The organism is Dysgonomonas sp. ZJ279, assembly GCF_011039205.1.
GTDB lineage: Bacteria > Bacteroidota > Bacteroidia > Bacteroidales > Dysgonomonadaceae > Dysgonomonas.
On record NZ_JAAKEL010000007.1, the window covers coordinates 41501 to 56443 of the forward strand.

The window sequence follows — 14943 nt, forward strand, 5'->3', positions numbered from 1 at the left end:
CAGCTATGCTAAAAGTAGTTATTAATAAACATTTCAAAAAGGAATTAAAAAGCTTTATAATAAAGTTGCCTGAGATTTTCAATGAATCCGGGGAAACTATATTCGCTGCACGCAACATAATTAAAGTTTTTGATGTCAATGGAATGAGAGTTAATGTCAAATCTTTTCAAAAACCACATCTGTTTAATCAATTGATGTATGCTACTTTTAGAAAATCGAAAGCTGAGCGCTCTTACAAATATGCTCATAAACTTGAAGAAAGAGGATTCAATACGCCTACTCCATTGGCATATATGGAACAGCAATTTGCATTTCTGCTCAAAAGAAGTGCTTACATATCTATAAATGAAGACTTCGATGGAAAAATGCAGGAATTACGTCACGGAACCTTGGAAGGACGAGAGAATCTTATCCGCCAATTTGCATTATTTACAGCTGAATTACATAAAAAAAGAGTGCTGCATCTCGACTATTCATCAGGAAATATACTATATAAAAAGAACGGTGAAGATTACAGCTTCTACTTGGTTGATCTCAACAGAATGAAATTTGACGGAAAAATTAGTCTCGACACTGCTTGTCATAATTTCAGACGACTATGGGGTAGTGATGATATGATTATATTTTTCATCAAAGAGTATGCTAAAGCGCGTCATTTTAATGAAAAATTATGTCTTGAAAAAACGTTCAAATATAGAGAGCGTTTTTGGAAATTCTTCAACAGAAAACATCCTTTCGAAAGCCCTTACATAGCTGAATAAATAAATCTGGACAATGAAAATAGGATTTGATGCGAAACGGGCAACACAGAATTTTACAGGATTAGGTAATTATAGTCGTTTTGTAATTAACAACCTTGTAAAGTTCTATCCTGACAATTTTTATGAATTATTTAGCCCTAAACCTTCGGTAGGTAAAGTAGATACAGAAATTTCTAAAGGGAATAATGTCAAGATTTTTGTAAAAGAAGGCTTCAAATTATTCTGGAGAACATTGGGCATTGTAAAAGATATCAAGAACGAAAATATTACGCTATACCACGGATTAAGTAACGAACTACCTTATAAAATAAATAAGAGTGGAGCTAAATCAATTGTTACAATACACGATCTTATATTCTTGAGACACCCAAAGTTTTACCCTGTTATTGATCGAAAGATATACAACATTAAAGCTCGTTATGCCTGCAAGGTTGCAGATCGAATTATAGCTGTAAGCGAATGTACAAAAAGAGATATAATAGAATATTATGGAACCGATCCGAATAAAATAGATATTGTATACCAAGGTTGCTTTTCTATTTTTAGAAACAGAGCAGATGGGTCAAAAAAACAGCAAGTAATCGATAAGTATAATTTACCTCCTAAATTCTTGTTATCTATCGGTAGCATTGAAGAAAGAAAAAACATACTTCTTATAGTAAAAGCATTAAAATCCATACCCAATATTCACTTTGTGGCTATCGGTAAACAACGTAAATATGCCGAGAAAGTTAAACAATATGCTCTTGAGCATGGATTGGAAGACAGAGTACATTTATTAAGTAATGTAGCACTAGAGGATCTTCCCGCAATACTGCAATTGTCCGAAATATTTATATATCCATCATTTTACGAAGGATTCGGGATACCTATTATAGAGGCTCTTAGTTCAGAAGTTCCTGTGATAGCTGCCAAAGGATCGTGCCTGGAGGAAGCCGGAGGTCCCCATTCTATATATATCGATCCGCATAATGAGGACGAACTAGCTACCGAGATAGATAGGGTATTGAATGACAATAATCTAAAAGAAAAAATGGTGCAAGAAGGTATGGAATACGTAAAACGATTTTCGGATCAAAAATGTACTGATGATTTGATGGAGGTGTATAGAAGATTGAGCCATCAAAATTCCTAACTCCGCCTTTTTGCTTTTAAATTTCTAAACCAAAAGCGAAATTTAACACTCCATTCAAAATTTTTCATTACAAGACTATAATGAATTTTATTAAACTCCTCATCCACAAAATAGGAAGACAGGCCATCATCATTATAATTTGCAATTATATAATCCCTATATACAAATTTAAAACTCTTGTCACCATGGAGCATTAGATTCAAAGCGTAATCCGCTGAGACCTTATAAAAAGGATTATAGCTATATTTTCTAAATACACTCGCAGGGTAGATTATCGATTGATGAAAAATTCCATGCTTAGCTTGCTCATAAGAATTAACTTCTCCTTTTGTCTTCTTTCCTTTATATAAGACATTTGCATAATAAATACAAGTACTATCTTTTAATTCATTTTCAGCAAAGGCCGAAAAATCAGGTAATAGAGTATCATCTGCTCCTAAAAAATAGACCCATTGACCGGTTATGCATTTAAGGGCTTTATTCATTGCATCATAGATCCCAGCGTCCTGCTCACTTTTCCAATAAGAAATTTTGTTTCCATAAGATTCTAATATATCAATGGTTGTGTCGGTACTTAAAGCATCAAATATAACAAGCTCTATATCAGAATATTTTTGAGAAATAATACTATCTATACACGAAGACAGATGCTTCCCTGCATTTTTAGTTACACAAATAATTGATATTTTGGATTTATTTCCCATCTAACATATTTTAAATGACGGAATATGATTCTGCCAGAATTCAGGTTCGTAAACAGATGGGGCATGGCATCCGAATGGAAGTTTTTCACCCAATAATCGGTATGCATAATAGCAGTGTGTTTCGACAGCAAATGCCATTGCCTCTTTCCACAATGGCTTCGAGAAATATTTTAACATACGTGGAGCCTCTATACTCCAAAAAATATCTTCATTATATAATGAATTTGTAAGGAGTTTTTCTCTATAAACATTCAATATTTTGCTTGAATCGGGCAATTCGAATATTGTAAGAAATGAATTTATTCTGCGTAATGACAATCCCCCATTGCCAACTGCATTGTAACACTCATGAAGCTTTTTCTTTTCTGACGGATATAATTTCGGGAAAATATCTATTAATTTCTGATAGAATATACCTCTTCTTATTTTCTTGGGTTTTAACCACGGAGCTCCAATATAGTCGTAACCTTTTTCACACCAAAATTTCAGTTCAGGCTTAAACAAATATACATCGGATTGATGAATCAACATATATTCATAATCAGTGAATGTTTCATAAAATTCTCTTGATAACATCAAGAGATTGTATCCAACAATATCCTTAAAATAGAACTCATCAAAACATATAACATCTAATGCCCTCAAATCGCCAAAAGAATCATCCAAATGCATGCTCCTAGGAGCGATAAATACATGTCGAAATCCACTTGTCATTCTTATCGCTTGTTCGAAAAAATATCGCTCCGACTCTGTTATAGATGTATAAACAGGAAAAATAACTATGCATTGTTTATTGTCTACCACAACAGTCCTATTTTAATAAACTCTGATATACTTTGTAATAACTTCTGGCGCATTCATCCCAATTAAATTTAGCAGCATGGGCTCTTATAGCTTCAGATAAATCTTTTTCAAAAAAAGAACTCATATTTTTATCAAATATATTTTGCATCGATTCTGCATCAAAGTCATCGAAATAATAAGCATATTCTCCTCCAATTTCAGGTAATGATGTATGAGTAGACAAAAAAACCGGTTTACCAAAACTCATCGCTTCTACAACTGGAATTCCAAATCCTTCTGCTAAAGAAGGGAAAGCAAAAGCCAAACAATTCTTTAGATACCAGTATTTTTCTTCTCCTGATATTGCTCCTACTATCTTCACCCTGTCTTTTACCCCATGCTTTTTCGCCTCTTCCTTTATTCTATCAGAATATGAGCTCGGAATACCTGCAATTATCAATTCATAATCGTTATTTTTCAGGAGAGCTGGTAAAACATGAAAATTTTTTTTGGGAATGATAGTACCTAACGAGAAGATAAACTTCCTCTCTGGTTTGTATCGGGGTTCTTCAAAATCAGTATATTCAATTATACTGGCTCCATTATGAATAACGCTCAATGGTTTTCCTTTTATATCTAAATGTTCTAAAATATCTTTTTTGGTAAACTCCGATATGGCTACAATATGATCCGCACGGTCAATACGTTGCTGATGTTTTTTTATAGCATTTGTTTTATCTTTTAATGATGAGTCTTCATACAAAAAATTCAGGTCATGAACGGTCAAAACATTTTTAGTATGAATATCTCCTCCCCTAAACTTTGATAGCTGATAAGTAGTATGCCATATATCCAGATTATGTACATATACAGGCAATAGTTTATTATATATCTGCCTTTTAATATAAGTAGCATTATCTCCCCTAAAACTACCAGACTTAGGATATATAAAGAATGATAAATGGTCTGTTCCATTGATCACCTTTTGCATCGAAATTGATAATTTATCACAGAATGTATATAATCCGGTATTAGGATATTTCATTCTCTCGCAATCCAGAACGATATTCATATATGATTTTTAAGTTATACAAAGATAGATAAAAAAAACAATGCAGCACAAGTCTAAATATTTATCATAATTCTAAATATAAACAATACATCAGCCAGATTTATTGTGAAAGAAATTAATTTTAGTAATAATTTAATGATATTTCAATTTCCAATTTTATTACCTTTGCCAGATCATAAAATTGAATCTAAAAGATGAACAATAAAATAAAGGTAGGTTATCTAATTTCTTATGATTATCAATATCTAGAAATATCTCTTCCTACAATTTATAAAAATGCAGACTATATTGCATTGGCTATAGATAAAGACAGGAAGACGTGGAGTGGGACAAGTTTCAACATCCCTGATTCTTTTTTTAATTGGATAAAAGAAATTGATATTGATAAAAAAATACATATCTACGAAGATTCATTTTACGACCCAACACTCTCCACAATAGAATGCGACACTAGAGAACGTAATATGCTTGCCCGATTTATGGGTGATGATGGATGGCATATACAAATAGATACAGATGAATATTTTCTGGATTTTAGTAAATTTATACAATACATTAAATCTTTGGACATTAATATATCAACAATTGTTTATGCTGAATGGATAACAATGTTCAAACAAAGTGGCAATGATACTCTTCTTATAGATTCTTGTGAAATCTTTCCCCTTGCAACAAACAGACCTGTATATAAAAAGGCAAGATTTACAGATAAGCTAAAAAAGAACATATATACTAAATTTAAAGTCATACATCAAAGCTGGGCTAGAAGTGAAGACGAATTAGCATTTAAATTGAAAAACTGGAGCCATGCTCAAGATTTCAATGTCGATGCTTATTTCAATTTATGGAAAGTGCTAGATAGATATACGTATAAATATCTTGCCAATTTCCACCCAATGAACCCTCCTCTTTGGAAATCACTTGAATGTGTAGAAGCAGATAATATAACAATCTTGATAGAAAAAGTAAAAGAAATTGAAGCTATTAAGATTAAGAATAATAGACTCTTTAACAGATTTAAATCAACTTTTTCAAAAAAGAAAAAAAAGAGATAACTTTATTTTAAAGGGAAAAATAGTTTAGAATCAACGTCAACCGAGAAAGTCTGATAATTTTCATTACCCACCATAATACTTGAGGCTGAAAACTGTCCTTTTCTTAGTGATTCTATTAAATCATTATTAAGTTGTACCATCTGTGGTATAAACATCAACCAGCCCGAATAAAACTCAGTTTTTTCTATTTCCTTCTCGAATGGAAAACATTTGACAATTCTATTCTCTGAATCTAATTCAACCACATGATTTTTGAGGTAAATATCCGGATAAATAAAAGTAAAATGCGAATAATAGCGTTTCATTTCACTAGTTAATTTTCTTTCGGCATCTGCGATGTAACTTTCCGATTATCTTCTATTACTTTAGTACCTTTTCCTCCAGGAGTAATAATATCAAGTTGAGTATCAGTTGTAGCCGGAATAGAATCCTGATACCTAATATTATACAGCATAATATCGGATAAAAAGCTATCCTTCGGCTTCCGCAAATGGATATAACCCGATATACTTTTCAACAGACTATCTGGCAACTGCGGTTTATCAAGAACATAATGGATATTCTGATCTATTGGGATTATTTTTTTTATGATTGTATCTCTATAAGTAAAATAGATTCCTGCTTTTACTGTTTGATTTTTATTTAAACCCAAGACATCAAAAGAAACTCTAAATGACGACAAGTCCATTGTTTTTATTTTTGCCGAATCAACATTAAACGACAATGTCGAATTAATTGCATTAAGGTAAAATAAAGATGGTAAAATCAAATCCCTTTTACCATTAAGATTCGGATCAGCCAAATCCCGCGCTTTAGACAATAGTTCTGTCTTAGATTTCAATCGGGAAACGACGGAATCGTTTATATTCAAATAGAGTTTTATATTATCAGAATACCAAACAAGAGAAGAATCAAGGTCTGCTTTTGTTATATTATGTTTTTCGAGGACTCCGGCAATAAGAGCATCCTTTTTCTCAAGAGTATTAAGATTTTGATCGTAACTATTATATATAGCTTGAGCCATTTGCACATCGTATAAAACATCTACCATTTTTTCTTCGTCAAGCACATTACTCGGTTTCCTACTGCATGATGCGACCACGGTAAGACAAATAAGGACTGTACAAATAAAGGTATTCTTTGGCATGCGTTATGCTTTCTTTTCTAAAGATTGGCTTAGAGTCTTTCTATAAAACAGCAGGAGTATAAAGATTCCGACTGTAATAGCCGAATCGGCAATATTAAATATAGGACTGAAGAAAATAAAATTCTCTCCACCCCACATTGGTAACCACGAAGGAAAAGTTCCTTCGATAAGAGGGAAATATAACATATCTACCACTTTACCATGCAGCCAGCTAGAATAACCATCGCCTAAAGAGACAAATGATGCTACATGACCCTGATAACTGGCAGAAAATATTTCTCCATAAAACACACTATCGATAATATTACCAAAAGCGCCCGCTAAAATAAGTGCTATACAGGCAATATAACCTTTCGAGTATTGTTTCTTTACCAGTGTATATAAATAATATCCTATAAAACCAATGGCAACTATACGAAACAACGAAAGGAATAGTTTGCCTATCACTTCCATCCCGAAGGCCATCCCGTTATTCTCTACAAAGTAAATCTTAAACCAACTAGCTATTTCAATAGACTCATAGAGAGACATATTGGTTTTCACCCATATTTTAGAAGCTTGATCGATAATAATAACCAAAGCTATAACGAGGATTGCAATCAACCCTCTGTTTTTGTTATCCATAAATTTTATTTTCGCCTCCTGATAATGAAACTAAAGAAAAAACAGAGACTAATCTCCGTTTTTTCTTTCATTATTCATTTATTTCCTGATAAGCTCATTCTTATTTAACACCACTATTTTTTGCCTCGATACTTAATGTAGCATGAGGTACTGCACGTAAACGTTCTTTCGGTATCAATTTGCCTGTTTCGCGACAAATACCGTAAGTCTTGTTTTCGATACGGATAAGAGCCGATTGTAAGTTCTGTATAAACTTCATCTGGCGTTGCGCCAAACGTCCGGCCTCTTCTTTCGATAGCGTCGATGCACCTTCTTCCAATACTTTAAATGTAGGTGATGTATCTGTTACATCATTTCCATCAGCATTAGTTATAGCTGCACGCAATTGCTCATATTCATCTTTTGCTTTATTCAATTTATCAAGAATAATATCACGAAATTCGTTCAACTCTTCATCTGAATATCTTGTTTTCTCTGACATAACTTTATTTTTTTAAGTTAGACATCCTGTTTAGTTTGGTTTTATTTTGGTTAAACCTTCTCTATTGAAAGTTTTAATACAAATTCATCCATATCAATATCTTGACCGTCAACATTATCACTCAATTCGACTTTGTCCGCCAAAACCTGTGATGCAATATAATCATTAAATTCCAAAATTGCATCTTTTATTTGTTCCAGATTCGATATTTTTACGCTTATACGGTCTGTGATATCAAAGCCGCTCGATTTACGTATATTTTGTATGCGATTCACCAACTCGCGGGCAATACCTTCCTTACGCAAATCGTCTGTAATCGTAATATCGAGAGCAACAGTCAAACGACCTTCATTAGCTACCAGCCAGCCCGGTATATCCTCCGATATTATCTCTACGTCCGACAATTCGATCGTTGCAGGTTGCCCTTCAACATCCAAAGTATAATTACCTGCTTTCTCGAATGCTCCGATAGCTACCTGATCCATCCCCTGAATAACGACAGCCAATTGTTTCATGATTTTACCGTAACGAGGCCCTAATTTTTTAAAATCAGGCTTGATACGCTTCACTAAAATACCGGCTGTATTATCGACATATTTCAGTTCTTTTACGTTCACTTCATTCAAAATAAGATCACGTACAGCTTCAATATCTTTCTTTTGTTCGTCGTCAATTACAGGAACCATTATTTGCATTAACGGTTGACGGACCTTAATGTTCACTTTGCGACGAAGAGCAAGTACCACCGACGATATATCCTGTGCTATTTTCATACGCTCTTCGAGCTTCTTATCTATAACGGAACTATCTGATAATGGGAAGTCTGACAAATGAACAGACGATATCTTTTCACGCTCGGTAGCACCAATTAAATCATTAAATAATTTATCTGCATAAAACGGAGAGATAGGAGCCATCAATTTAGCGACAACCTCCAAACAAGTATATAATGTCTGATAAGCCGACAATTTATCCTTAGTCATCGTACCACCCCAGAAACGCTTCCTGTTAAGTCGCACATACCAATTACTCAGATTATCGTTCACAAAGTCTGATATAGCACGCCCTGCCTTAGTAGGCTCATAGGCTGCATAGTACTCGTCTACGTCCTTTACGAGCGTATTGAGCAACGATATAACCCAACGGTCTATCTCCGGTCTTTCAGCGACAGGCACGAAGTCTTCTGCGAAAGTGAAATTGTCCACATTAGCATATAATGCAAAGAAAGAATACGTATTATAAAGTGTACCGAAAAATTTACGGCGCACCTCTTCTACTCCTTCTATATCGAATTTCAGATTATCCCACGGTGAAGCATTAGTTATCATGTACCAACGTAAAGGGTCTGAACCGTATTTTTCTATTGCAACAAAAGGATCGACACCATTACCAAGACGTTTCGACATCTTGTTGCCGTTCTTATCTAACACCAATCCGTTGGATATTACATTTTTGAATGCAATGCTATCTTTGAACATGGTAGATATAGCATGCAGCGTAAAGAACCATCCTCGTGTCTGGTCTACACCCTCGGCTATAAAGTCGGCAGGATAAACCTTTGCGAATTCTTCTTCACTGATATTCGGGTAGAATACTTGCGCAAAAGGCATAGCCCCCGAATCAAACCACACATCGATAAGATCAGTCTCACGTTTCATCGGTTTGCCCGAATCCGAAACAAGTATAATATTATCTACATACGGACGATGAAGGTCTATCTTTTCGTAATTCGCTTTATCCAGATTGCCTATTTCGAAATCTTTCCAAAGTACCTCTTTCATTAGTCCGGCATCCACAGCCTTTTGCATTTCGGCATAAAGCTCTTTAATCGAACCGATACATTTTTCTTCCTTACCATCTTCAGTTCTCCAGATTGGAAGTGGAGTACCCCAATAACGGCTACGGCTCAAATTCCAATCCTGTAGATTTTCCAGCCATTTACCAAAACGACCTGTACCTGTCGATTGAGGTTTCCAGTTGATTGTATTATTAAGTTCTATCAAACGGTCACGCGAAGCTGTAGTTTTGATAAACCAGCTATCCAATGGATAATAAAGCACAGGCTTATCGGTACGCCAACAGTGCGGATAGTTATGCACATGACGTTCTATCTTGAAAGCTTTATTTGCCAATTTTAGCATTACACTTAAATCGATGTCAAGAGTATTGGCATCGGCAGGCAATGTGTCGTCATACTCGTTCTTCACATAGCGACCTGCAAATTCTTTATATAAATCTACGTTTACATTTGCTTTTACATAAGCCTCATCGAGATCTTTCAGCTTGAAATATTTACCTGTAAGATCGACCATCGGACGGAGATTTCCATCCTTATCAGTCAGCATCATAGCAGGCACATTATTTATCTTGGCTACCTTGGCATCATCTGCACCAAATGTAGGTGCTATATGGACGATACCCGTACCATCTTCGGTAGTTACAAAATCGCCCGTCACTACTTTAAATGCACCTTTTCCCGGATTCATCCAAGGTATAAGTTGCTCGTAAGCTATTCCTGCCAGTTCCGAACCTTTCCACTCTCCCACTACTTTATATGGTATCAGCTTATCACCTTGCTTATAATCTTCTAAAGCGATTTCTTCCGCCTTAGGATTAAACAAACTGAACATAAGCGATTTTGCTACCACAGCAGTCATCTTATCGTTTGTATACGGGTTATAAGACTGTACAGCAACATAAACGATATCCGCACCTACTGCAAGAGCAGTATTAGAAGGTAAAGTCCAAGGGGTAGTAGTCCAAGCCAAGAAATAAGGTTCACCAAATTGAGCCATTTCTGCTTTTGGTCCTTTTATCTTGAATTGAGCAATGCACGTAGTATCTTTCACATCACGGTAGCTGCCCGGTTGGTTCAACTCATGCGAACTCAATCCTGTACCCGCTGCCGGCGAATAAGGCTGTATAGTATATCCTTTATAGAGGAAATCCTTATTGTATAATTCTTTCAGTAAGAACCAAAGCGTTTCGATATATCGGCTGTCGTAAGTCACATAAGGGTCTTTCATGTTCACCCAATAACCCATACGACGAGTAAGATCTTCCCATTCGCGGGTATATTTCATCACCTCTTCGCGACAAGCCTTGTTATATTCGTCAACACTTGGTTTCCCCGGTTTCCCAATATCTTCTTTAGTAATTCCGAGCTTCTTCTCGACACTTAGTTCTACCGGCAAACCATGGGTATCCCACCCTGCTTTGCGGTTCACCAAGAATCCTTTCATCGTCTTGTAACGACAAAAAATATCTTTAATAGAGCGTGCCATTACGTGATGGATGCCCGGCATACCATTCGCAGAAGGAGGCCCTTCGTAAAATACAAATGATTGAGCATCTTTACGTATGTCCAGACTCTTTTGAAATACATTTTCTTTGTCCCACTTGTCCAGTATCTCTTTATTGATATCAGATAAGTTAAATTGGTTATATTCTGTAAATTTCTTAGTCATCGTACTTTAGATTTCGCTTTATTCAAAAAATAAGTGCAAAGATAGTGAAAAATAAGATACAATATATACATCCCGTATTTACATTTAAAGATTATATCTATCTTTGTTTCCAAATAAATAAACGATACAAAACGATGCAAGAATCATTTAAAAACAGAGTGACTAAATTTTGGAAAACCTTTACCGAAGAGGAAAGTCAAATTAGAGAAATGATGGATAACAAAGTGGAAGGTCAGACTCTCCTTAATTTTGTTGATAGCATCTTACAGATTTCTTTTCACACTGTTTATTTCGAAATGGGAATAAATAAAGAAAACAAATACGAGTTGATTCTGACACCCGAAGGCAACAGAGCTAAACTCATACCTCTATATTACTGGCTACAACATGCACCCGCACACCTGTGGGAAAAATGGAATTTCTACGCTTCGAAACCTGGAAAAGCCAGTCCGGGCTCTACAATAAGCATGTATGATATAAATTTAACAGAAGACAATATCGAGATTTATGCTGAAGTTGACCAAGACAGAAAAAAAATCAATCTCGAAGTTTATGCGCCTGTATTAATGACTCTTGAAGAAAACAAACGCTATTCGATATTTTTCATATATCTCGACCAATTTATCGGCGAGGTTTTCACAATGGAAATTATCGGCTATATAGACTTCATTACTGAGAAATCGGATAAGCACGCGGTAAAGATTAGTGGATTAACATCGGTTATAGAAGAGGCAATGTCAGATGATGAGGACTGGCCTAAAATAGACAATCCATGCGAGCTATACAGCGGCTACAAAATGAACCCTACAGAGAATAAAGAATGGAAACTGAGAGAAGACATTCAGGTGGGCTATACATCATGTTCTCCTATCCTTAATGATTTTTATGGTGGTACAGAAGAAGCTATAAAGGGATTTGAAGAGGATGGCATCGTTTATGGGTTCATATTCTTCGAGAATACAAATGTCCCACAAGAAAACATCGTACAATTCAGAGCCGATATAGAGGATAAGATAATGAGCGAAATAGTAAATTACAGTGTAGCCAATAGCACAGGAGGTGCAACCGGATTTCATTTTTCATACATTGATTTTATTATATACGATATAGATACATTCCTCAAAGTATCGAAAGAAATTCTATCGCATTATAAGTTTGAAGAAGTGGGCTTTTCTCGCTTTGTATTAGGCGATAAACCCATACTATTTAATTGAAGTCTTTTATAAAGAAATACTTAAATATTAGTTTTTCAGAACAAAATCACTACTTTTGCCGTTCAAAAGGAGTCTGGTTTATAATAATGTACATAAAAAACCAGAATTAGCAAGACAAGTAAAATATGCAAAAAAATCTAGTTATAGTCGAGTCGCCGGCCAAAGCGAAAACAATAGAAAAGTTTCTTGGTGAAAACTACAAAGTATTGTCTAGTTATGGACATATCAGAGACTTAAAGAAAAAAGGCTTAGGGATTGACCTCGAGAATGGCTACACACCGATATACGAAGTATCGGAAGACAAAAAGAAAATTGTAGATAATTTAAAGAAGGAGGCTAAAGCTGCAAGCACGGTATGGCTCGCATCCGATGAGGACCGCGAAGGAGAAGCTATTTCGTGGCATCTATTTCAAACTCTTGAGCTTAATGAAAGTAAGACCAGACGAATTGCATTTCATGAGATTACGAAAGATGCAATTATCAATGCGATAAAAAATCCTCGAAAAATAGATATAAACCTTGTTGATGCACAACAGGCCCGTCGAATCCTAGACCGTATTGTAGGTTTCGAGCTGTCTCCTGTATTGTGGAGAAAGGTAAAACCGTCATTATCTGCCGGTAGAGTACAATCGGTAGCTGTAAGGCTAATCGTTGAACGCGAACGCGACATACAAAATTTCAAATCAGAAGCTTCTTATCGTGTAGTTGCCATTTTCAATAAAAATGAAAAAGGCACATCGTACGAGATTAAGACAGAACTTAATAAGCGCCTCAAAACTAAGAAAGAGGCTATGGCATTTTTGGAAAAACTGAAAAGTGCTAACTTCGAAGTAGAAGGTATAGACGTTAAACCAGTAACCAAGTCGCCGGCAGCTCCGTTCACCACTTCTACACTTCAACAAGAAGCATCCCGTAAATTAGGATACCCTGTTTCGATGACAATGTCTGTAGCACAAAAGCTATACGAATCGGGGAAAATCACATATATGCGTACCGACTCCGTTAATCTGTCATCGCTGGCAATCGACGCTGCAAAGACTCAGATAGAAACGGCTTACGGAAAACAATATTCTAAAACACGCAAGTTCTCGACTAAGAGCAAGGGTGCACAAGAGGCCCATGAGGCCATCCGCCCTACTTATATGGCAAATCAAACGGTTTCAGGCACTCCACAGGAAAAGAAATTGTATGAATTGATCTGGAAAAGAACAATCGCTTCTCAAATGGCGGAAGCCAAGTTAGAGAAAACAGTTATAACCGTAGGTATATCTGATGAGACTCTTAAATTCGTTGCCGAAGGCGAAGTTCTTAAGTTCGATGGTTTTCTTCATGTTTATCTGGAAGGTACAGATGACGAGAACTACGAAGAGGCAGCAGCTGGATTATTGCCTCCGGTAGCAATAAAAGAAGTACTTCAGATGAAGGAGACTACAGCTACGGAACGTTTTACTCAAAGACCCGCCCGCTATACCGAAGCATCTTTGGTTCGTAAAATGGAAGAACTAGGCATAGGCCGACCATCTACTTATGCTCCGACTATTTCTACCGTTCAGAATCGCGGATATGTAGAGAAATCTGAATTGGAAGGTGTAGAACGTAAATATAACATATTGGCTCTTAAGGATAACAAAATATCCGATACGGAGAAAACCGAAATAACAGGTGCTGACAAAGGCAAACTGATACCTACAGATACAGGCATCGTTGTAAACGATTACCTGACAGAGTACTTCCCTACCATTCTGGATTATAACTTTACGGCAAATGTAGAAAAAGAATTCGACCAGGTAGCAGAAGGCGAAGAGAACTGGGCCGACCTGATAGATAGGTTTTACAAATTCTTCCATCCGGTGGTAGAAGAAGCTATGAATGTGCAAACCGACCATAAAGTAGGCGAGCGCATTTTGGGCATAGACCCAAAGACCAAACGTCAGGTTTCGGTAAAAATCGGTCGATTTGGGCCAATGGTTCAGGTAGGAACGCAGGAGGAGGAAGAGAAACCACTATTTGCAGGACTTCAAAAAAATCAATCTATCTCTACTATTACGCTGGAGGAGGCTATGAAGTTGTTCGATCTTCCACGTAGTATCGGTGAGTTTGAAGATAAAGAAGTAACAGTATCAGTCGGAAGATTTGGCCCTTATGCCAAACATAACAATTTATTTGTATCTTTACCAAAAGGTTATGATCCATATAGTGTTACGCTAGAGGAAGTTACTCCTTTGATATTGGATAAAAGACTAAAAGAAGAGCAAAAACTTATTAAGGCCTTTACTGAAGACGAAGGTCTGCAAATACTGAATGGGCGCTACGGGCCATATATCAGTTACAAGAAAAGCAATTTCAAAATTCCAAAAACGATGACTCCTGCTGAGTTGACGTACGAGGAATGTATGAAATTAATTAACTCGGCTGACGAGAAACCAAAAACGAAAGCAAAAGCAAAAGGGAAGAAAAAATAAGGTCACAGACCTATTTATTGTCCATCCATGCATAACAA

General features: G+C 35.9%; 13 protein-coding genes. 5 read left to right on the plus strand and 8 right to left on the minus strand.

Going from position 1 to position 14943, the window contains the following annotated elements:
• The first annotated feature begins 5 nt into the window (after positions 1–5).
• Positions 6–761, plus strand: a complete 756-nt coding sequence (locus tag G7Y57_RS10170) for a lipopolysaccharide kinase InaA family protein (RefSeq protein ID WP_165023349.1) — start codon at positions 6–8, stop codon at positions 759–761.
• Positions 762–774: 13 nt separating this feature from the next.
• Entirely contained in the window at positions 775–1896 is a 1122-nt protein-coding gene (locus tag G7Y57_RS10175) for a glycosyltransferase family 4 protein (RefSeq protein ID WP_165023352.1), read from the plus strand.
• On the opposite strand, the gene G7Y57_RS10180 is transcribed toward G7Y57_RS10175, so the two are convergent.
• The 3 genes from G7Y57_RS10180 to G7Y57_RS10190 are packed head-to-tail and all read right to left on the minus strand — an operon-like array spanning position 1893 to position 4455.
• Entirely contained in the window at positions 1893–2600 is a 708-nt protein-coding gene (locus G7Y57_RS10180) for a glycosyltransferase (RefSeq protein WP_165023355.1), read from the minus strand. The two genes, G7Y57_RS10175 and G7Y57_RS10180, sit on opposite strands and share 4 nt — an antisense overlap.
• Positions 2601–3404, minus strand: coding sequence for a DUF5672 family protein (locus tag G7Y57_RS10185; protein WP_165023357.1), 804 nt, complete (start codon positions 3402–3404; stop codon positions 2601–2603). It lies immediately after the preceding gene.
• Positions 3405–3411: 7 nt separating this feature from the next.
• Positions 3412–4455 (minus strand): glycosyltransferase family 4 protein, encoded by a 1044-nt coding sequence (locus G7Y57_RS10190; protein WP_165023360.1) that lies wholly within the window; start codon positions 4453–4455, stop codon positions 3412–3414.
• A gap of 194 nt (positions 4456–4649) precedes the next feature.
• On the opposite strand from G7Y57_RS10190, the gene G7Y57_RS10195 reads away from it, so the two are divergent.
• The gene (locus tag G7Y57_RS10195) at positions 4650–5510 is read left to right on the plus strand and encodes a hypothetical protein (protein WP_165023362.1); all 861 of its coding nucleotides are present in this window, start codon (positions 4650–4652) and stop codon (positions 5508–5510) included.
• A gap of 2 nt (positions 5511–5512) precedes the next feature.
• Here the strand turns inward: G7Y57_RS10195 and G7Y57_RS10200 are convergent, their stop codons facing one another.
• The 5 genes from G7Y57_RS10200 to ileS form a co-directional block, all read right to left on the minus strand.
• Positions 5513–5815, minus strand: coding sequence for a hypothetical protein (locus G7Y57_RS10200; protein ID WP_165023365.1), 303 nt, complete (start codon positions 5813–5815; stop codon positions 5513–5515).
• A gap of 8 nt (positions 5816–5823) precedes the next feature.
• Positions 5824–6657: a DUF4296 domain-containing protein gene (locus G7Y57_RS10205; RefSeq protein WP_165023367.1), complete on the minus strand. Its 834-nt coding sequence runs from the start codon at positions 6655–6657 to the stop codon at positions 5824–5826.
• A gap of 3 nt (positions 6658–6660) precedes the next feature.
• Entirely contained in the window at positions 6661–7281 is a 621-nt protein-coding gene (locus G7Y57_RS10210; protein WP_165023370.1) for a lipoprotein signal peptidase, read from the minus strand.
• Positions 7282–7381: 100 nt separating this feature from the next.
• On the minus strand, positions 7382–7762 hold the full coding sequence (locus G7Y57_RS10215) for a TraR/DksA family transcriptional regulator (protein WP_165023372.1): 381 nt from the start codon (positions 7760–7762) through the stop codon (positions 7382–7384).
• Positions 7763–7812: 50 nt separating this feature from the next.
• Positions 7813–11229: an isoleucine--tRNA ligase gene (gene ileS, locus G7Y57_RS10220; RefSeq protein WP_165023375.1), complete on the minus strand. Its 3417-nt coding sequence runs from the start codon at positions 11227–11229 to the stop codon at positions 7813–7815.
• Positions 11230–11273: 44 nt separating this feature from the next.
• Here ileS and G7Y57_RS10225 point away from each other — a divergent pair, with 44 nt between their 5' ends.
• Positions 11274–12443 carry a hypothetical protein gene (locus G7Y57_RS10225; protein WP_255491410.1) on the plus strand — a complete coding sequence of 390 codons (1170 nt, stop codon included), beginning with the start codon at positions 11274–11276 and terminating at the stop codon, positions 12441–12443.
• A 125-nt stretch (positions 12444–12568) separates the two neighbouring features.
• Positions 12569–14905, plus strand: coding sequence for a type I DNA topoisomerase (gene topA, locus G7Y57_RS10230; protein WP_165023378.1), 2337 nt, complete (start codon positions 12569–12571; stop codon positions 14903–14905).
• Positions 14906–14943: the final 38 nt, after the last annotated feature.